The organism is Verrucomicrobiia bacterium, assembly GCA_036405135.1.
Taxonomy (GTDB): domain Bacteria; phylum Verrucomicrobiota; class Verrucomicrobiia; order Limisphaerales; family JAEYXS01; genus JAEYXS01.
Window position 1 is genome coordinate 24269 of the sequence record DASWYF010000040.1, and the last position, 20963, is coordinate 45231.

Sequence of the window (20963 nt, forward strand, 5' to 3'; positions counted from 1 at the left end):
TAGCCGAATTTCCGGATACCATGAAAGCCATCCAACTCGAGAAGCCTCTTTCCTTCCGTCACATCGAAATCCCTGAAGCGCCTCAGCCCGCTGCGGGTGAAGTGCTCGTGCGCATTCATCGCGTAGGCATTTGTGGCACCGATCTATCCGGTTACCTCGGCAAGATGCCTTTCTTCAGCTACCCGCGCATTCCCGGTCATGAACTAGGCGTGGAAGTCATCGCGATCGGCGATGGAGTCACGAATGTTAAAATTGGTGATCGCTGTTCCGTGGAGCCGTATATCAATTGCGGCCAATGCTATTCCTGCCGCCGTGGCCATACGAATTGCTGCGAGAGCAACAAGACGTTGGGCGTGATGTGCGACGGCGGCCTGACTGAGCGCATGATTCTTCCCGCACGAAAGCTCCATGTCTCGCGTAAGCTCACTTTCGATCAATTGGCATTGGTAGAGACACTCGCCATCGGCTGCCATGCAGTGAATCGTGGTAATCCCAAGGCGGGCGAGCACGTTCTGGTCATCGGTGCTGGCCCGATTGGTTTGAGTGCCATCGAATTCGCCAAGCTCTCCGGTGCCAAGACCATAGTCATGGACATGAACGAGCAACGCCTCGCTTTTGTCCGCGAGAAGATGGGCGTGCCGGATACGATTCTGACCAAGAATGATGGTGAAGAATTGAAACGCCTTGCTGAACTTACCAATGGACAACTTGCGGATGTGGTGGTCGATGCCACAGGCAGCAATAATTCCATGGCTCATGCGCTGAACTACTGCGCTTTCCTTGGCCGACTTGTTTACGTGGGCATTACGCAGCAGGAAATATCTTTCCTCCATGCACCTGCCCTGCATCGCCGCGAACTGACCATTCTCGCGAGCCGCAATGCACTGCCGGGTGATTTCACTCGTATCATCAAGTTGATTGAAGATGGCCAGATCAATACGAACACTTGGATCACACACAACTCATCCTTCGAAGGCATGATTGATGCATTCCCAAGCTGGGTGAAACCTGAAACAGGTGTGATCAAAGCTATTGTCGCCGTATAACACTCACGTCTATGCGTTTGGATAGCCATCAGCATTTTTGGAACTACAGCAGCGAGCAGTATCCATGGATCCAGCCGTCGTGGCCAATTAAGCGCACATTCTTACCAAACGATTTGGCACCACTGCTTGCGCAAGCCAACCTCGATGGCTGTATCGCCGTGCAAGCACGTCAGACGCTGGAAGAATCTCGTTGGTTGCTGGAGCTCGCTGACCAGTCTCCCGTCATCAAAGGTGTCGTTGGCTGGGTGGATCTGCGTTCAGACAAAGTTGAGGAACAGCTCGCACAATTTGCCAAGCATCCGAAATTCGTTGGAGTCCGTCATGTCGTACAGGATGAACCGGATGATGATTTCATGCTGCGACCGGAATTTCTTCGCGGCCTCAGCAAGTTAAAGCAGTTCAACTTGCGCTACGATATCCTCATCTATCCGAAACAATTGCCTGCGGCTATCAAGCTGACTCAACAATTCCCCGAGCAACCTTTCGTGCTGGATCACATCGCCAAGCCGCACATCAAGGACGGCAGCCTGTCACCATGGCGTGAACAGATACAGGAACTGGCGAAAGCACCGAACTTGATGTGCAAAGTCTCCGGCATGATCACGGAAGCCAAGTGGCAAGGCTGGCGCTATGACCACTTTGTTCCCTATATGGACGTGGTGGCAGAAGCTTTCGGAACAAATCGCTTGATGTATGGTTCCGATTGGCCGGTCTGCTTGCTTGCGGGTTCTTATCCGCAAGTTTACAGCATGGCGCAGAAGTATTTCTCCCGGGAAAGCGAAGCCAATCAAGCCAGGGTGTTCGGAGGCAATGCGGCAAAATTCTATCTGACGCGATGACAACCGTATCGCAATCAAAACGGATTGCGGTACGCCTGGACTTGGCTCAAGCCAACTTAGCCAGCATTGGCACCTTGGTCACAGGCAGCATCATCGCCATCTGGTTAGCCAAGGATCAGGCGGATTACATTCCGTTCCGCTGGTTTCACATCTTGTTCTTCGCGGTGGGAATTCCCGTCTTGGTATTGATCCATGAAGCCGTTCACGCTCTGGCTGGAATGTTCTTTGGCAAACTCAAGCTTGAGTCCTTTAAGTTCGGCGTCTTCTGGCACTGCCTGATGCCCTACTGCCACTGCCTTGAACCCGTCTCGGTGCGGACTTATCGGCGGGTGCTCATCATGCCATTGCTGCTCACCGTGCCTTTGTTCGTTTGGTTTCTCTCCCATCATCCGGCTGTTTGGTCCGCGATACTGACAGCCTTTTCATTGTCCGGTTGCATGGGTGATCTCCTGATCTTCCATAAGCTTAACGGTATGAAACAGGACAGCCTCGTGCTGGATAGCCCAGACGAAGCCGGTTGCGATGTGATCGTAAGCGATAAAGCGCAGGCCGCTTAGTCGGCCTTGCTATCGGCAGGCGGTGCGGGAGGAGCGACAGGCCGGCTCACCTTGGCCAAGCGTTCGCGCAACATGTCAGCACGCAACACATCGCGCTCTTCCGCACCTAACTTCTCAGTGGATGGCTTATCCGTCACCAAGCTCTGCAAATGCCCCGGCTGCGTCATGATGAAAAGCTCATCGACCAGCGGACGTTCCAGATTCGGAAAGAGCTGCAGATCCACACCCAGATGCATGAGCGAGAGAAGATTCATAGTCTCTTTCGAGGAGATACTGTGAGAGTTCGCCAGCACGCCGTAGGCGCGACCGATCTGGTTCAGCACCACCTTGGGTTTGTCTTCCATCAACTTCGTGCGGGCGTTCTCCTCATGCTCGATGATCTGGAAAAGCACCTTCGTCAGACGCTCCACGATCTCCGGCTCGGATTGTCCCAACGTCATCTGATTCGACACTTGGAACACGTTACCATCAGCACTCGTGCCTTCACCGTGCAGACCGCGAACCGCCAAGCCCAACTTGCTGACCGCCTGGATGATCTGATTGATCTGATCCGCGAGCACGAGGCCCGGCAGATGCAACATGGCACTTACGCGAATGCCCGTGCCGAGATTCGTCGGGCAGGCCGTAAGGTAACCAAGCTTCGGCGTGAAAGCATAATCCAGCTTCGTCTCCAAGAATGAATCCGCACGATCAATATCCTCCCACGCTTCTTTGATCTGGAATCCGGGGCGCAACGCCTGCATGCGCATGTGATCCTCTTCATTGATCATCACACACACGGACTCTTCCTTATTCACCACCAGACCGCTGCCCGCATTCTTGGCCGCATGTTCACGGCTGATGAGATGCCGCTCCATGAGGATCTGCTTGTCCAGCGAACTGAGCTGATCCATGGAAGCCGCATAATGTTTCTTCATCTGCGGCAGGCTTTCGACTGCCGGCTGAATGGTCTCCAATGCCTTCACACGTTCAGGCTTCTTGGCCCAACCGGGAAATGCGAGACCACGAACATTACGAGCCAGTCGCACACGGCTCGATACAACGATCTTGTCGTTCGGCCCCTTGCGCTTGCTTGCTTCGGTGAGCGGCAGGAGAAACTGGTGGATGCTGTCTTGGCTCATACGGACTCCAATTGCTCCAGACGTTTCTTGGTTTCTTTGATCTCGTCACGCAACTGCGCTGCGCGCTCGAAGTCTTCCTCGGTGATAGCCTTATCAAGTTCCTTCTGCATCTTCTTCAGCTTCTCGGAGACATCGCGTGTCTGGGCGATCGCCTTCGGAACCTTGCCCTTATGCTGCACGCCCTTGTGCATGGACTTGAGCATGCTATCGAGCCCTTCAGCAAAGGTCTGGTAACAATCTGCACAACCGAAACGGCCGTTCTTCTTGAAGTCAGCTTGCGTGAAGCCGCATTGCGGGCACTTGATGTCCGCACCGCCGCCCGCCTGCTCCAGTTCTTGAGCGCTGCCCAAGCCAAGAAGAAGGTCGGCCAGCGAGAAGGTGCTCGGGTCACTGACACCCTTTTCCTTCGAGCAGGCTTCGCACAAGTCCACCTTCTGCATCTTGTCCCCTACGATCTGGGTCAGATGCACGGTCGCTTCGTTTTGCTTACAGATGTTACAGAGCATATTCGGCTACTTCTTGAATATGGGCTCACCTGACACTTTCGTCAAAGCATGGTAGCGCTCCACCAATTGCTTTGTGACAGGTCCCGGTGTGCCTTCGCCGATCACGCGTCCATCCACCTTCACCACCGGGATGAGTTCCGCGCCAGTGCCCGTGAGGAAGACCTCGTCAGCGTTGAATACATCATACCGCGTCAGGTTCGGCTCAGACACGGTCAGGCCCATTTCCTTCGCCAATTCCATCACCACGCCACGCGTGATGCCGTAGAGCGCGCCAGCGGACAGCGGCGGCGTCAGCAGATTGTTCCCCTTCACGAGGAAGATATTATCGCCTGTACACTCTGCCACATATCCCTCAGCATTCAACATGATGGCCTCTTCCACGCCGCCATTGTTGGCTTCGATCTTGGCCAGGATGTTGTTCAGATAGTTCAAGGACTTGATCGCCGGGTTCACCGCGCTGTGCAGATTACGCGTCGTGGGCACCGTGATGATGTCCAAGCCCTTCTGATAAAACTCCGGCGGGTAAAGCTGGATCTTATCCGCGATGATGATAATGACCGGCTTCTTGCAACGCTTCGGGTTCAGCCCCAAACCGCCCGGACCACGAGTCACCACGAGGCGGATGTAACCATCACGCAACTTATTCGCGCGGCAGGTATCCACGACGGCCTTCATCATCTCGGCGTGAGAGATGGGGATGTCCAGCAAGATGGCCTTGGCCGAATAATACAGACGGTCAATGTGTTCCTTCAGCTTGAATACGCGGCCATGATAGGCACGGATGCCCTCGAAAATGCCATCGCCATAGAGCAGGCCGTGATCAAACACGGACACAGTCGCGTTCTTCTCGCTGTAGTACTTGCCGTCGATATATATTTTCATGTCAAAAACGAACTGACGTTAAGGGAAATTTTCATGGATGCGCAACAGGAATTGGAAGAAAGAAAACCCTCCCTCTCCGTTGCCAATCTCCTATTGGACAACGATTTGACCATCTACCAACCGCACCACACGCTCCGCTCGTTCGGCTACTTTGTCATCATGAGTGGCGATGACCATCGTGGTGCCCTGCTCTTTTTGCAATTCACGGAGCAAATCCATGATCTCGCCGCCGGTCTTAGAATCCAGATTGCCCGTAGGTTCATCCGCCAACAGAAGCGTGGGTTGATTCATCAAAGCCCGCGCAATCGCCACCCGCTGCTGTTCGCCACCGGAAAGCTCCGTAGGTCGATGATCCAAACGATGCGCCAACCCCACTCGTGTCAACACGGCCCGACCACGCTTCTCTGCTTCATCGGCTGACATGCGCATGAGCCGCCCCGGCACGCAAACATTCTCCAACGCATCCAGCTCCGGGAGCAAATGGTAAGATTGAAAAATGAATCCCATCCGCTTACCCCGCAAATTCGCCAGCGAACTGCCGGACATCTTCGTCAGTTCTAGATTTTCAAAGTGGATGTCACCTGCATCAGCCTGGTCCAGCCCGCCCAGCAAATGCAAGAGCGTGCTCTTACCGGCGCCGGAAGCACCTTGCAGCGCCACGAACTCGCCACGTTGAACTGTCAGCGAGACGCCTTTCAACACCTCGATCTGCCGTTTGCCGATCTGATAGCTCTTCCGCACATTTACGGCGGAGAGCAACTGCTGTGGCGTGGCGTTACTCATGGCGCAAGGCCTCCACAGGTTTCATTCTTGCCGCGATGTATGCCGGAATAACCCCCGCCCCTAGAGAGATCAACAAGGAACCAAAACCGATGATCACCAAGTCACTCGGGATGATAAGCACGGGCAAGTTGTAGAGTTGATAGATACCGGCATCTAACAAGTTTGAACCCGTGATCTTGTTCATCAGCCCCAAGAATTCATTCCGCCAATGCAGAGCCGTGAATCCGAGTGCAAATCCGGTCCCCACACCGAGCGCACCCACAAAAGTGCTCTGAATCAGAAACAGGCTCATGATCTGGCTTCTGGAAGCACCCAAAGCTTTTAAGATGCCGATCTCATGAGTCTTCTGCACCACAAAGGTGATGAGTGAACACGTGATGCAGAACGATGCGACGATCACGATGAAGAACAGCAAGAAGCGGATCATGTTCTTCTCTACGACTAACGCAGAAAAAAGCGTCTCGTTCTCCTCCATCCATGTCACCACGCCATAGTTGGAACCCAATTCAGCCATCAATTCATCCTGGGCAGCACGTGCATCGAGTGGATCTTTCAACTTGATCATCAGGCCATGGATGCTGTCCTTCAGTGCATACAGGTCCTGAGCATTCTCCAAAGACGAGACGATGAATTGTGAGTTGAAGTCTGCAAAACCCACATCGAAAATCCCTTTGATCTCATAGTCTTCCGGCAGGGGCAGCTCATCGCCTTCCTTCCTCTTTTCAAATGCATCCTGCAAAACCACCGGCGAGTAGACCGCCAGCCTGTCACCTACATCCAATTGCAAGGTGCGCGCGAGATCGATGCCGATCACCAGTCCGTACCCGCTAAAATCATAGCTTCCACGCACGATGCTGTTGGAAAGCACGCTGACTGAAGTCTCCATCTGCGGATCGATGCCCCGCAGATAAGGCGCATCAATGGCCTGCTTGCCGCTTTGTCGTTCCGTCCGGATCATCACCTTGCCCATCACAAAAGGCGCGACCCCGGCGATGTGCGGATTCTTCTCCACCTTGCTCCGCACCAGCGCCCAATCTTCCATCGTGTCCTCATATTTGAACACCTTGAGATGCGCACTGAAGCCGATGATCTTCTCGTGCCACTCCTTGTCGAACCCGCTCATCACACTGATGACGATGATGAGGATGGCCACACCGAGCGTGATGCCTATCGTCGAAAGCAGCGTGATCGCCGACACATACGTCCGCTTGGGACGCAGGTAGCGCAACGCCAGCATTAACTCAAAGGGCAGTCGTGACACGCGGGCAACCTAGTAGCCAGTTGCAAAAAAGCAAAAAGAAATCCGCAAACCATCCAATCATTCTGGATCACCAAAAGCTCCCAAGAATAACGGCTCTTTGGTGGAAAGCTCTCGACTTCGCTGATGAGGCACATACTCGTGCGCCAGCACCTGATCACTCTTTGACCACGCTGCGCCCCCTTTCAGCAAAAGTGAACCAGCCTTCAATCGATAATTCTCCCGTGTGAGATTTGCAAAGCCCGGATTATTTCCGGTCATGCAAGTTTCCTGGCCGCTCAGGTCGCCCTTCAGCAACCCACGCGCAGGAACCCACCCTGTCTTGAACCAGCAATTTTGCAACTTCGCAGTCCCCCTACCATCCAAAATCGCCAGGTTATTTCCGCTACCGGCCACATACACGATGTTGTTGCGGCAATCGACTGTCTCTTCGCCTGAGGAAAGACGGAATAGCATCGTGGGACTTGTGCGACTGGAAACCACGGTGTTGTTGTAGAAGCGGAGCGTGCCTTGCCGATACCATGCCGTCTTCCCGCTATCTCCACCATAATGAACGATCTGGCTGTTTCCATCCCCTTCGCGCTCGATCAAAATGTTTCCATACACCCACGTTTCACGATATGCCGGATCATTGCGCAGAATTTCGCTATCTGAAGCATCCACGAGATCCAATTGGCGATTGCCACCCTCCAGCCAGTTGTGCCTTACGACCAATCCAGCCGACCGGTCTTTCAGATTGTTCCCCAAGCAACCCGCCCGTAACGGACCAAATCGATTGAATTGAAATGTCAGACCTTGCGCCGCTGTGTAACTGTTGTGCTCATAGATGCTGCCTTCGATACCGTTGTAGTAGATGTAGCTTTTCTCGAGCACGATATTCTTGCACTGATGACTGGTGAAGAACCCATTGCCGCTATCATGCATGGTGCAGTTGCGGATGGTGATGTATTCGCCCTTCTCAATGAAAATGGGCGAAGCCTTCTTCTCGTAAACGGCTTTACCTTCCCTTCCGGTGAATTCATAGGGTGGACGGGCGCTGCGTATCTCTAGATTCTCAACCACGATATATTGCGGCGTGGTGTCTTTAGGTATGTTCGCTCCACCGATCTTGATGACCGATCTGCCTTCACTCCAGAAATTCAGATCCTTGCGCGTCGTGGCATTCCGACCATCAATGATCGGCAACTTGCCATATTCATTCGGCACTCCTTGCACCGTGATTGGCTTGTCTTTCTCCCCCTGACGGCAGATCACCCACTTGTTCCGATACGGCTCTGGACGCCAGTAAATCTTCACCATATCACCGGGCATCAAGGATTCCCACGGCACCGCATCTGGATCGGCCAAGGTTTTGCCGGGACCCACTTCATAGACGGCGGCTTTGACCGCATTGAAACCGAACAGATGAATCGTAAAAACGAACAACACTGCCCACGATGATGTCTTGGGACTCACACTCGAAATGTGCGCCACGCGACATCGAATGCCAAGTGCAACCTGCCAGCAGATCAACCGGACGCATCCTGACACTATCCCCATGTACTGCCGGAATCCTGCCGGCAGTTTCAGTCGCCGCTGCGGCTCTTGCCCGTCTCCCTCTTGATGACAATGTCAGGGTGCGCCCCGGCTAGCCGGTTTCACCCCGGACCAATCAACGTCCGAAAGTGACCCCGGCTACCACGGGCTCACCATTTCTTCATTCACTCTTCTTAATTCTTCATTCCCCGAAGTCGCCTTCCCGCCCGATCCGATCAATGTGACACTCCCCGATAGCATCCTGTCCTGCGGCACTGTAGCCACCAGTCCACACCAATCAGATCGAAACCCTCGCCAGCCACTTCACGTTAACCTATCAAAACGAACAAAGACTCACATTTCCCTCTCCTCCATTCGGAATGGAGGAGAGGGTCAGGGAGAGGAGGCGCTTAACACCTCTTTTCCCATCTGTGTTTATCTGTGTCCATCTGTGGTTAAACAGAGAACCTATGTCAAAGAGCAATGAAACCACCCGACCCCTGTGCCATACCGACTTCTCCCCCTCTACGATTGAGAGTTCAAATTCAGCGAGCGCTTGAAACCCGGCTGGTTCCGCAGTGAGTACGATAGTCAGACTAAACTTCAGTCCGACTTCAGGATTCCCCGGTCCCATTCTCGACCGGCGTCCCTTTCCCCCTCCAGCTTACGAGCCCCAATCCACACGCCCGATACACCCACAGATCCTGAAACATGGTAGGGCGAGGCTCCCGACGAGCCCTGACTATTTCACACAACTGCCCCACCGAACTTCAGAGCAGAGACTTCGAAGCTAAAAGCGCTTTTCGCACTTCCCACTTCTCACCTCGCCCCTTTCCTGACGGTTCCATAAGGAATTGCCAAAACGATTCCATCGAACCATTCAGCGGGGATTTTTGGCTCTTTCCTTGTTCCCAATTCAAAACTTAAAACTGAGAACTTAAAATTACCTCAAGCCCTTCCTTTACCAACAACGAGTTGTCAGCAATCCCACTATCCACCACCCCAACCACTCAAACCACCGAAATCTATTATCCCACAGCGACATTTCTCCCAACCCGTTCAATAAGAGGAAAATCCAATCAAACATTTCCCTCTTTTCCCCGTTTTTACCCGGCCAGCAATTCTCCGGTTTTAAACTAAGTTAAAACTTTGCACCGTTCGCGCTGAAAGCTGAACACTGAAAACTGGGCACTTATTCTCTTTATCAACCACCGATCAGATAAGAAGGCGACACATCATCACTGCCCAGACCAAACCGAGGAAATGCCTTTAGCGAGAACGTGACCGCGATCGTATAATCATCCTCCTGCCCGAAGCGGCCTTGGCGCACCCGGAACGTGAGCGCCGTCGTCCAGCTCCGCATATCGCGATACAGCGTGTAATATTGCTCTTCGAGCTGGCCATCACGCGCCTCGAAATGATGCGAGATACGCGCCGCCCAGTTCTCGTTCAAACGATAGTAGAGCACGCTGCTCAGCAGATTGTGACCACTGTTCGGCCCGAACAAAACCGGATCATCACGCAAGTAGCGGTGCCCCAAGCTCAAACTCCAGCGGCTGCCGGGCTTGAACGTCGCCGTGTGATACGCCTGCCGGAACCAGCCGTTATCCAGCGAGTAGCGCAATTCAGAATTTAACACCAGCCAGTTGCGCGGCTTGAGATCCAAGTCAGAAAACAGATCGGCAAACGTCCCCTGCCCGTTGCGCGGATTCAAACGCCAGTCGGTATACAGCGCCCAGTTCACGAGATTCTCCAATTGTCCTTCGCGCTTGGTCTGCAGTTTGTTCCGCCAGCCAAAGCGGAAAACATTTTGCGCATCGATTGAATCCACAGAATTGAAATCCGGGAAATCGATCGGCGTCAGTTCAAAGCTCGGTTGCAGATAGTCGAACTGCGGAAGCTCACGCGGTTCGGCATTAGGCGTGGGCACGTACACATAGTTGATCGATGGCTCCATGATGTGACGCAAACCATCCACTTGGAAAAACTTGTTCTGCGATTCCTTCCACAAGCGGGAAACTTTGAAGGACACCTCCGCCCCCGTATTGAACACGCCACGGTTCTCCTCTTCCAAAGTAGAACCAAAACCATCCGTCTCGCTATAGTGGGTGAAGCGACCGCCCGCACGAGGCGTGAAATTCAACCAGCCGAAATAAGTCTGCGGCAGGGTGATTTGGTGATACGTGTCCGCGCGGGAGGCCTGGAACTCGTTGAAGAGATTATGTCCGAACTGACGGCGGTAATATCCCGCCGTGCTCTCCGTCTCATAATACAAAGGCAGATCGCCAAGTTGCTGGCGCATTCCCGCCAGTTTGATCTCCGGCAGGCGCTCGACCGTATCAAAGAAATCATTCACCTGCGGCTGGGCATAAGCGCTGAGGCTGAAGTTACGCCAGAAGTAACCCGTCTCCAGGAACGTGATCGGCTGGATGTTCTTCTCGTATTCTTCCTCGAAGAAATCGCGGATCATGAACTCATCGCTCTGATAACGGACACTCGCCTGGGCAAAGAAATTGGTCCGCAGGTTGAGCTGATGATTGAAAGAGATGCGGTCGCGGAAATCGCTCAGCGGCTGGTTGATGGCATTGAGGCGGGCATCCTCGTCACGGGTCGCGTAATATTTGAATTCACCGATACCGAACTTGCCGAGGTTATACTTGAAATCAGGTCCGCCACCCACGCCGCGTTTCTGGCGATAATCGACGTGGACTGAACCATCCAGATTCGTGTTACCATACCAGTTGTAAGTCGTCAGCATGTACGGACCATAGAGACTGCGGTAACCCGGAGTGAGCACGATGTTGTTCGGATGCCGGTCCAGATGCCGTTTGTAGTACGGCCAGTAAAACACCGGCACGTCTCCGAGATAAACTGTCGCGCTTTTCGCCTCGATATATTTGCCCGGAACGATCGTGAGCGACTTGGCCTTGATCTTGTATCCCGGATCTTCGACGTCGTCTGTGGTCAGCGTTCCGTAGTAGGCCGTGTAAACTTCATTCGTGCCATCACCTGCGAGAGAGAATCCGCTCGCGTAAAACGGATTGTAACCTGTGCGAAATTCCTCCGCCTTCAACTGCTTGGTGAGGAAGTTGTATTCCAGCTTCTCACCACGCCACATGGCACCTTCATGCTCCAGCACCACTGCCCCCTCAGCCGTAGCCCACCCGGTTTTCTGATTGAGGGAAAGACGGTTGGCCGTGAGGATCGTAGGCCCACGTTTCACCCGTCCGCCCTTTTCGGTGGACGCGATGCCGTTGGCGAGATCATAGCTGAACTCGCCTTTGTCCGTCAGTGATTCAAATTCCCAATTAGTCGTGGCGGATTCAGCGGCATAGCCCACTTGGACCATGCCCAATGCCAAAACCGTCAAAACCAGCCACAGGAGCTTTCTCATTCAGGCCGGGAGGCTAAACAAAACTGCGGCCTGATGCCAAGGGCATTTACCGGGACAAAAAGACCTGCCTTTTGCCGGTTGACCGGAAATGTCGTGAAAGGCACTTTAAGTGTAGCCGGGATGGAGCGAGCAAAATATGAGAGCAGTCTCCCCATGCACTCGTAATACCTTTGGAAAGAGACAGGATATGTCCTTGGATAAAAACCGTCTTGATGAGTTGGATCAGTTCAAATCCACTCGCGACCTCTATCGGCTGAACGGACAACTTCAACGCTTCGCGGTTAAGACATTTTTCGGCCTGATGTTGGGCTTTTGGATTACAGACAACTTAGCTCCAGACTTGATCCCGGAAAAACTCGAGATTTTCAAAATCCAGATATTGGTCTGTTCGATGATCGGAATCGCAATCATAGGTATTGTACCCTGGTTACGAGATCCCTCAGGAACTTGGAAACGCGCAACATCTGAACCAGGCGATTATCAAGGAATCTGCAACCGCTGCGCTGCATTCATGCCTCTAGTTGCTTTAGGAGTGGTCGTCATAAGCATACTTCTTTGGCTGATGATGATGTATGGAGGTTTGATTTGAATGCGCGCAGCGTCAAAACTGTTAGTAAGATAACACCGCATCTCTCTCGCCCCTCGGAGGGGTGAAGGGTGCCCCCTTTTGCTCTTTTAGCTCTTCTTCTGCTCTGTCGTGACCCGTGCCTCAAGATGCTCCCCAATTGCATAAACCGCTGATGTAACATTGCCACCGCCCATATTTGCATTACCCTCCCGGCATGACCCATAGCGTGTTCCGTTTCGGCGGGCTGGTAGCACTTACGACCAGCACATTGCTCGGCATCAGTTCTTTCACTGCCTCCGCCCAGTTGGCAGAAAAAGATCAAAGGTATCAGGCACCCAAAACCCTGAACACGCTCCGCACCTTCATCGATGTGAAGTCCCGTGCCGACTGGCAGAAAGAATCAGCCGAGATCCGTACCCATATTCTCGTCAGCTGCGGACTCTATCCCCTGCCCCCGAAAACGCCGCTGAACGCCAAAGTCACCGACAGCCGCGAGATGGATGGCTACATCCTCGAAAAGGTCAGCATCGAGACGTATCCGGGCTTCTTTCTCGCTGGAAATCTTTTTCGACCGTTGAACCAAGGAAAAGGCCCTTTCCCCGCCGTGCTAAATCCTCACGGTCATTGGACACAAGGACGCCTGGCTGACGAGGAACTCGGCAGCATCCAGGCACGATGCATCACGCAGGCGCGGATGGGCATGGTCGCTTTTGCCTACGACATGGTCGGGTATTGCGACACCATGCAGTTCAGCACCGCCAAGGGCGACATGGGCAAGCATCGCGTCTATGGCATGAAGCCCGAGGATCAGCTCTGGGGCATCAGCATGATGGGCTTGCAACTCTGGAACAGCATCCGCGTCGTGGACTTCCTCAGCGCCTTGCCTGATGTCGATCCTAAGCGAATCGGTTGCACCGGTGAATCCGGCGGCGGCACCCAGACGTTCATGCTCACCGCCGTGGATGACCGCGTGAAAGTCTCCGCCCCCTGCGTGATGGTCTCTCACTCCATGCAAGGCGGCTGCACCTGCGAGAATGCTCCCGGCCTGCGCGTGGATTATTCCAACATGGAGATTGCTGCCAGTGCCGCTCCACGTCCGCAACTACTCGTCGCCGCCACCGGTGACTGGACCAAGAAAACGATGGAGGTAGAAGGCCCCGCCGTCGAATCCGTTTACAAACTGCTCAGTGCGGACAAGTCCATCCGCTACGTCATCTTCGATTACCCTCACAACTACAACCTCACCAGCCGCCAGGCCGTTTACCCCTGGCTCGGCCAACACCTGCTAAAGAAACCAGACACGAATTCCTACATCGAGAAACCTTACCAGAAACTCGGCACCAATGACCTGCTCCTCTGGGCAGAAGGCAAAGGACCAACCAATGCCCTGAGCTATGTGAACTTCCTCGAAGAGTTGCGAGAGATCGCCAAGACCACTCTCGCCAACTATGCAGGCGGAAAATCAGGCGTGTATCAGAAAGCCTACGAACCGGTCTGGAAACACAGCCTGCAATTGGACCTCTGCGACACCAAGGACATCGTGAGTGAAGAAGGCCACGCCCCCGGCCTCGGTAAAAAGATGCTCATCGGTCGCAGTGGCGAAGGCGATCGCGTTCCCGTTCTTGTCTTCACACCCCATACCAAAGCCAGTGGCAAGGTCGCTGTGCTCGCCTCTCCCAATGGCCCACGCAATCTCGCGGACACCCAAGGCCGCCCAAGTGGCTTGGCAGCAGCCCTGTTGCAACGCGGCTTCACCGTGGTGATTCCCGAACTGTTTCAAACTGGCGGCCTCTATCAGCGTGACCTCGCCGAGAAACGCAATTACTTCACCAACTTCTTCACCACCTACAACCGGACAGATGCTCAAGAACGCGCCCAAGACCTCGTGACCACCATCGCCTATGCGCGTTCCCTCGGAAAAAAAGTGACCCTCTGCGGACTGGATCGCGCCGGCCTCTGGGCCATGATGGCCGCTCCCGCCGCAGATGCCGTCGTGCTCGATGCCCAATCCTTCAACTCCCAGAATGAACACCTGCTGCTCGCCGACGACCTCTTCTCCCCCAATCTGCAACGCCTCGGCGGTCTCGATGGCATCATCGCCCTCGCCGCCCCCAATCCCGTCCTCATCCACAACACCGGCGGCCAGTTCAACACCAAGACCACCGAACTCGTCTACGGCCCCGGTGCAAAATCACTGCGCATCGAGCGCAACCGCTTCGATGACTTGGCACTGCTGACATGGATTTCCGAACAATAATTGGGAGGATGCCGATGCGCTTGGTATCAAGATGGACTCTGCTCCTGTGGGGAATTTGTGCCGGAATAATAACGGCGCAAGCAGCCCAGACTGAGAAAGCATCACGTCCTAACTTGGTATTGATCATCGCTGATGACTTGGCGTGGAATGATGTCGGCTGCTACGGTCATCCGACCATTCGCACACCAAATCTCGATCGCCTGGCACGTGAAGGGATGAAATTCACACGCGGATTCGTCACGGCCGCCTCATGCAGCCCGAGCCGGGCCAGCATGCTCACCGGTCGTTACCCTCATAACACAGATGCGGAGGAGTTGCATTGGTCTGTGCCGAAGGAACAGATCACGTTTGTTGAGGAGTTGCGGAAAGCAGGTTACTGGACTGCCGCCGCTGGCAAATGGCATTTGGGATCGGCGATGAAAGAGCGCTTCGATCTGGTCAAGGAAGCAGACCCTTCAGGCTTTCAATTGCCAACTGGCGCGAGCGCCAAATCTGCTACAGTCATCAAAGCCAAAGGCGACCAAAGCGGCTGCGCAGATTGGGTGCCCACCTTGCAAGCCCGCCCGAAAGAAAAACCTTTCTTTCTCTGGCTGGCCGCACTCGACCCTCATCGTGACTATGAAGAGAACATCTCAGACAAGCCTTACCGCCCTGAAGATGTCATCGTGCCGCCCTATCTGCCAGATGTGGCCGAAGTGAGAAAAGACTTCACTCAGTATTACGACGAGATCACCCGGTTGGATGGATTTGTCGGACAAGTGCTCGCAGAATTGGACCGTCAAGGCGTGGCAGACAATACACTCATCCTGTTCCTTTCCGACAACGGCCGTCCCTTCCCACGTGACAAGACGACTCTCTACGATGGCGGAATCAAAACCCCATGGCTCATCCGCTGGCCCAATGGAGTGAAGCCCGGTAACACCTGCGAACGATTGGTGAGCAGCGTGGACATCGCCCCAACTTTCCTTGCGCTGGCAGGTGTTAAACCTGGAGAAACTGTCCAAGGCAAAGATTTCAGCGCTTTACTGAAAATACCCAACACCCGATTCCGCGAGTTCATCTATGCGGAAGATAATTGGCATGACTACGCGGATCGCGCCCGTGCTGTGCGTTCCGAGAGATTTAAGTATATCCGCAATGACTATCCAGAATTGCCGAACACACCACCCGCTGACGGCGTCCGCAGCTTGACCTATCAAGCGATGCAGCGATTGCGCGACAAAGGTTTTCTGACCTCAGACAAAATGACCTGCTTCACACCAAGGGCAGCCGAAGAGTTCTATGATCTGACGAACGATCCAAATGAACTGCGCAATCTCGCCTCCGACCCTCGTTACACTAGCAAGTTGCGACAACATCGCAGCGCCTTGAATGCATGGACCAAAGAAACGAACGATGTCATGCCCGCAAAACGTTCACCGGATGAATTCGATCGCGAGACAGGATTGCCATTACCCAACCGGGTCCGCCCCCGTCCCGGCAAAGACACTTTGAAATAACTTCTCCTCCCGCTTGTCCCCAAGCCACGCAACGTTTAGAACAACCGCGTGACTCAAAAGCCGACATCGACAATCGCCCCGCCTGCGGCCCCCAGTGCAGGGCTGCGCCGCTACCTTTTCTTCACGGCAGCGATGACCGGTGCCATCATCCTCATCGTGGAGATCTTGGGTGCCAAGATGCTTGCACCCTATCTGGGCACCTCGCACTTTGTCTGGACCGCCCAGATCGGCGTCACCTTGCTCTCCCTTGCCACCGGCTACTGGTTCGGCGGCTGGATGGTCGAGCGCTCGCAGAATCTCAAGAACCTCTATTCCTGCATCCTCGGCGCGGCAGTCTATCTGAGCGGAACCATCCTCTTCACCGAAGACGTGGCCTATGCCTGCCTCAAGTTCAAACTCGCCACCGGCTCCATCCTCGCATCGGCCTTCCTGTTCTTCGTACCGTTGACGCTTCTCGCCGCAGTCGGCCCATTTCTCATTCGTGCTTTGAGCCAATCTGTGCAAGGCGTCGGCGGGCTCGCCGGACGCCTCTCCGCGGTAAGCACCTTCGGCAGCGTCGCAGGCACCGTCTTGATCGGCTATGTCCTTATCCCCCTGCTCCCGAACTCAGTGACCATGCTCGCTTCCGCCGTCGTGCTCATCATGCTGTCACTCACTTATTTTTTTGTGTGGGGCAGAAAAACCAGTGCGCCCGTCCTGCCCGTAGTTGCCGCAGTTCTAGCCATCGGCTTTGGATCACTGGGCGTTCATGCTGACAACCGCCGTGAGTTCCATGGCATGGAAGAATTGCTGCGTAAGAATTCTGATTTCGGCCAGTTGCAAGTCATGAGCGACAAAAATCTTGGCAATCTCTATTACCTGAATGATTTCCTCACGCAGAACACCTACGACCCGAAAGAAAAGAAAAGCATCTCTCTCTTCACTTACATGCTGCACGGACTCGCCCAAATCTACCGCGATCCATTAAAAGATGTCCTGTGCATCGGCCTGGGTGTCGGAGTTGTTCCTATGGAGTTCGTACGCGACGGCTGCAATGTCGATGTCGTGGAGATCAATCCTGACGTCGTGCCCTTGGGACAGCAGTATTTCGATCTTGAGCCGCAAAAGATGGCCCTCACCATCGGTGACGGTCGCCAGTTCCTCAACGCCACCTCCAAGACCTACGACGCCGTCATCCTCGACGCTTTCCTCGGCGACTCCTCTCCCTCTCATCTGATGACCCGTGAAGCCTTTGCTTCCATCAAAAACCGCCTGAATCCAAACGGCGTCCTCGTCATCAACAGCTTCGGCGACTTCGCCCCCGGAAAAGATTTCTTCGTAGCCTCGCTCGACAAGACGTTGAAGGCGGTCTTCAAGAGTGTGAAAATCCATCACTCAGGCCACGGCAACATCTTCTTTGTAGCCTCCGACGCCCAAGAGTTGCAGCGTGTCCGCGAACCAGATCTGGCTCGCGTTCACGAATGGAAGAAGAGCGAAGCAGAATACGCCTACGGCAATGACCGCGATGTGCCCAACCCAGATCGTGGCATTGTCCTGACAGACAATTACAATCCCGTAGAATTCCACGACGCCGTCAACCGCGAGAACCTGCGCCGCAGTCTCGCGTTAAGCATGAAACGGAAGTAGAAACCGCTTCCAATCAGAAGAAGGGATTATGCGCCTTCTCCTGCGCAACGGTGGTCAGTGGCCCATGCCCCGGGCACAACAACGTATCCGCTGGCAAACTCAAAATCTGCTCCCGCACCTTTTGCCTCGCCAAGTCCAGCAACTGTCTCGCCCCGCCCATTGAACCCGCAAAAATAGCGTCACCCACAATGGCCACATACGGTGCATCCTCCGGCCAGTTGCCGATGATATACGTCACGCCATCCTCACAATGACCCGGCGTCTCACGATGATTCACACGCAAGCTGCCAATCTGCACGCACTCACTCGGCTTGTTGCGCTGTTCCACCGGCGCATTCTTCGAACCGCACCGCACCCGCACCTTCGGATACTTCTCCCGAATGGCCCCTAAAACCTCTACATGATCCCAGTGCGAATGCGTGATAAAAATGTAACGCAGCGCCAGTTGCTCTTCCTCGATGATCTTAAAAATCGCCTCCGCATCCGTCCCCGTATCAAACAGCGCAGCATCGCGTGTCACCTCATCCCAAACCAGATAGCAATGCACCTTCATGCTCTTGGCCGGCGAAGTGATCTGCCGTATCTCACGCCATGTGGATGTATCCACCGCTTCCGGTTTCCACCCTTTGGCAATACCTTCCAGCTTGCTCGCATCGATTTGCAGAAGTTTTCCCAAAGCAGCGTAATTCGGAGCCTTTCCGCACTGCCCTGAATCCTCGATCTGGGCATATTCCGCCAAGGTAAGCCCAGCAGCCTGGGCCAAAGCTTCAGGAGCAGTCCCGGTAAAGCTGCGCGCCTTCGCCAGCACATCTCCCGCATGATCTTCCAATTGCATGCGGTCAGGATAGTGTCGCTCGCCTGAAGCGTCCAGCCAGTGATTGCAACGAGAACGTTACACGCCTATCTTGGCTTCCCGATTTCTTGAACACATCGCATCCCATTAGCATCCAATAACCGTATGATTCGCATACTCCTTCTCTTGTGCCTTTCCATCGCCTGTTCGCGAGTCTCTGCGGCCACCTCGCATGTCTACGTCTCGGCGGGCACTGACAATCGCATCATCCTTTATCATCTCGATACCAAGACGGGTAAACTGACCGAGAAAGGCAATGTCGCAACCGAAGGCGGACCGGGCGCGTTAGCATTTCATCCGGATGGTAAGCATCTCTACGCCGCCCTGCGCACGATCAAGTCCGTCGCCACCTATGAGATCAATCCGGCTGATGGCTCTCTCAAGCTGAAAGCCATCACCCCAGTGGTTAACAATCCCGTCTATCTGGCGATTGACCGCACCGGCAGCCATCTCCTCATGGCCTCCTACAACGGTGACCAGGCAGCCACTTATCGCTTGAACGAAGACCGCACCGTCACGAATGCGCCTTCCACCATCATCGCCACCGGCAAGAACCCGCACTCCATCCTCACCGATCCCTCGAACAAGTTTGTTTACATACCTAACTGTGGCAGTGATCAAGTGCAGCAGTATTCCTTCGATGCCAAAACTGGTGCCTTGTCACCGCTGCGTCTGGCCGCGGTGACCACGCCCGCGAACGAAGGTCCACGTCACTTCACGTTCCACCCGAGCAAGCCCTGGGTCTTGGTGGTAAATGAAAAAGCCAGCACTGTGACCAGCTACGAATACTCTACCGAACACGGCAGCATGAAGGTGTTGGATCGCCAGCCCACCCTGCCCTCTGATTTCAGCGGAAAGAACACTACGGCAGACATCCATGTGACTCCGGACGGGAAATTTGTTTACGCCTCCAACCGCGGTCATGACAGCCTCGCCGCTTATGCCATAGATCAAACAAACGGGAAACTGAAACCATTGGGACAAACTCCAACGGAGAAGACGCCGCGTGAATTCGATATCGATCCCGGTGGTGATTTCCTGATCGCTGCAGGACAGGCATCCCATCAACTGGCTACCTACCGCATTGATCGTGACAGCGGTGCTTTGAAGCCTCTCAACTTTTATCTCACGGGCAAAGGACCGGCCTGGGTGCTGATCCGGGAAGCAAAATAAACAGCTTGATTGGCGATTGTGAAACTACATCCAACCATGCTACAATAACCTTGTGAGTCAGTTAATCGTAGGTCTTTTAAGCGCGCTGATGTCCACCAATCAACCGGTGGCGGTCAGCAATTTCGTCACGCAGACCACAGGCATCTCCGTGGAAAAAGCGGTAGATGCCAATGATCCGGCAGAGAAGGCATACCGGCAACTGTTGGAACTGGACGAAAGCACGACCGAGGAGATCGACAAGTGGATCCGGGACGCCCAGGCGATGAATGAAAAAGCCGGGGCGACAGCGCCCAACGTCACCCTCAACGCAAAAATCAGGGAGCGGCTCCTTGCCGTCAAAACGGCCTACGACAAATTTCTCGAGAAGAACCCCAAACATGTGAAAGGCTGGCTGGCCTACGGCTCTTTCCTGAATGAGATCGGTGAAGAAACTGATGCAGCAGGCAAATGGGAAAAAGCGCGCGAACTGGATCCCACGAATCCCGCACCCTGGAACAATCTGGCCAACTACTACGGCCACAAAAGCCCCGTGAAGAAGGCGTTCGAGTATTATGCCAAGGCGATCGAACTGAATCCGAACGAGCCGGTCTATTATCACAATTTCGGCACCACCGTTTACCTCTTCCGCAAGGATGCGAAAGAATACTACGGCATCGAAGAGAACGAGGTCTTCACCAAGGCATTGGAGCTTTATCAGAAATCACTCAAACTCGACCCAGATAATTTCCTCCTCGCCCAAGACATCGCGCAGACCTATTACGGCATCAAACCGCCACGTCATGATGAAGCGGTCAAGGCCTGGGAGTATACGCTGAGCAAGGCCCGGGATGACTTCGAGCGTCAGGGTGTACAGATCCATCTGGCACGGTTTAAGATCAATGCCAGCAAGTTCGATGAGGCACGCACTCATCTCTCCCTGGTCAATCATCCCAATTACACTGACTTGAAGGAACGGGTGCGAGCCACGCTGGAGCGCAAGGAAAAGGAAGCTAAGGATGGCAAGTCAACCGCCTCTCCTGAGACTTCTCAATAAACGCCAAGTCCGTTCATTCCGAGCGGGCTGATTCACATACTGATTCCTTTGGC

General features: G+C 54.2%; 17 protein-coding genes. 9 read left to right on the forward strand and 8 right to left on the reverse strand.

From position 1 onward, the window contains the following. The first annotated feature begins 20 nt into the window (after positions 1-20). The 3 genes from VGH19_19370 to VGH19_19380 are packed head-to-tail and all read left to right on the forward strand — an operon-like array spanning position 21 to position 2442. Positions 21-1046: a zinc-binding alcohol dehydrogenase family protein gene (locus VGH19_19370; protein HEY1173534.1), complete on the forward strand. Its 1026-nt coding sequence runs from the start codon at positions 21-23 to the stop codon at positions 1044-1046. Between the two features lie 11 nt (positions 1047-1057). Further along, positions 1058-1885 carry an amidohydrolase family protein gene (locus tag VGH19_19375; protein HEY1173535.1) on the forward strand — a complete coding sequence of 276 codons (828 nt, stop codon included), beginning with the start codon at positions 1058-1060 and terminating at the stop codon, positions 1883-1885. Next, a complete protein-coding gene (locus VGH19_19380) occupies positions 1882-2442 on the forward strand; it encodes a DUF3267 domain-containing protein (GenBank protein HEY1173536.1) in 561 nt (186 codons plus the stop codon). The genes VGH19_19375 and VGH19_19380 overlap by 4 nt, the downstream gene beginning before the upstream one ends. Here the strand turns inward: VGH19_19380 and VGH19_19385 are convergent. The 7 genes from VGH19_19385 to lptD all read right to left on the reverse strand — a co-directional run bounded on the left by VGH19_19385 (position 2439) and on the right by lptD (position 11901). After that, the gene (locus VGH19_19385) at positions 2439-3563 is read right to left on the reverse strand and encodes a protein arginine kinase (GenBank protein ID HEY1173537.1); all 1125 of its coding nucleotides are present in this window, start codon (positions 3561-3563) and stop codon (positions 2439-2441) included. The two genes, VGH19_19380 and VGH19_19385, sit on opposite strands and share 4 nt — an antisense overlap. Next, positions 3560-4033 (reverse strand): UvrB/UvrC motif-containing protein, encoded by a 474-nt coding sequence (locus tag VGH19_19390; protein HEY1173538.1) that lies wholly within the window; start codon positions 4031-4033, stop codon positions 3560-3562. Before VGH19_19390 ends, VGH19_19385 begins: the two co-directional genes overlap by 4 nt. A 42-nt stretch (positions 4034-4075) precedes the next feature. Beyond that, entirely contained in the window at positions 4076-4951 is an 876-nt protein-coding gene (gene ilvE, locus VGH19_19395) for a branched-chain-amino-acid transaminase (GenBank protein HEY1173539.1), read from the reverse strand. Between the two features lie 90 nt (positions 4952-5041). Then, positions 5042-5734 (reverse strand): ABC transporter ATP-binding protein, encoded by a 693-nt coding sequence (locus VGH19_19400; protein ID HEY1173540.1) that lies wholly within the window; start codon positions 5732-5734, stop codon positions 5042-5044. After that, positions 5727-6995 carry an ABC transporter permease gene (locus tag VGH19_19405; protein HEY1173541.1) on the reverse strand — a complete coding sequence of 423 codons (1269 nt, stop codon included), beginning with the start codon at positions 6993-6995 and terminating at the stop codon, positions 5727-5729. The genes VGH19_19400 and VGH19_19405 overlap by 8 nt, the downstream gene beginning before the upstream one ends. A gap of 57 nt (positions 6996-7052) precedes the next feature. Continuing rightward, positions 7053-8447: a right-handed parallel beta-helix repeat-containing protein gene (locus tag VGH19_19410; GenBank protein ID HEY1173542.1), complete on the reverse strand. Its 1395-nt coding sequence runs from the start codon at positions 8445-8447 to the stop codon at positions 7053-7055. Positions 8448-9711: 1264 nt separating this feature from the next. Beyond that, positions 9712-11901: an LPS assembly protein LptD gene (lptD, locus tag VGH19_19415; GenBank protein HEY1173543.1), complete on the reverse strand. Its 2190-nt coding sequence runs from the start codon at positions 11899-11901 to the stop codon at positions 9712-9714. A gap of 187 nt (positions 11902-12088) precedes the next feature. Here lptD and VGH19_19420 point away from each other — a divergent pair, with 187 nt between their 5' ends. The 4 genes from VGH19_19420 (at position 12089) to VGH19_19435 (ending at position 17851) form a co-directional block, all read left to right on the forward strand. After that, positions 12089-12490: a hypothetical protein gene (locus tag VGH19_19420; GenBank protein HEY1173544.1), complete on the forward strand. Its 402-nt coding sequence runs from the start codon at positions 12089-12091 to the stop codon at positions 12488-12490. Positions 12491-12683: 193 nt separating this feature from the next. Beyond that, positions 12684-14726: a dienelactone hydrolase family protein gene (locus VGH19_19425; GenBank protein HEY1173545.1), complete on the forward strand. Its 2043-nt coding sequence runs from the start codon at positions 12684-12686 to the stop codon at positions 14724-14726. 14 nt (positions 14727-14740) lie between these two features. Next, entirely contained in the window at positions 14741-16225 is a 1485-nt protein-coding gene (locus VGH19_19430; GenBank protein ID HEY1173546.1) for a sulfatase, read from the forward strand. A gap of 48 nt (positions 16226-16273) precedes the next feature. Next, on the forward strand, positions 16274-17851 hold the full coding sequence (locus VGH19_19435) for a fused MFS/spermidine synthase (protein ID HEY1173547.1): 1578 nt from the start codon (positions 16274-16276) through the stop codon (positions 17849-17851). 13 nt (positions 17852-17864) lie between these two features. On the opposite strand, the gene VGH19_19440 is transcribed toward VGH19_19435, so the two are convergent. After that, entirely contained in the window at positions 17865-18686 is an 822-nt protein-coding gene (locus tag VGH19_19440) for an MBL fold metallo-hydrolase (protein ID HEY1173548.1), read from the reverse strand. Between the two features lie 123 nt (positions 18687-18809). Here VGH19_19440 and VGH19_19445 point away from each other — a divergent pair, with 123 nt between their 5' ends. Both VGH19_19445 and VGH19_19450 read left to right on the forward strand, forming a co-directional pair. Beyond that, a complete protein-coding gene (locus VGH19_19445) occupies positions 18810-19877 on the forward strand; it encodes a lactonase family protein (protein ID HEY1173549.1) in 1068 nt (355 codons plus the stop codon). Between the two features lie 52 nt (positions 19878-19929). Next, a complete protein-coding gene (locus VGH19_19450; protein ID HEY1173550.1) occupies positions 19930-20910 on the forward strand; it encodes a hypothetical protein in 981 nt (326 codons plus the stop codon). The last annotated feature ends 53 nt before the right edge of the window (positions 20911-20963 follow it).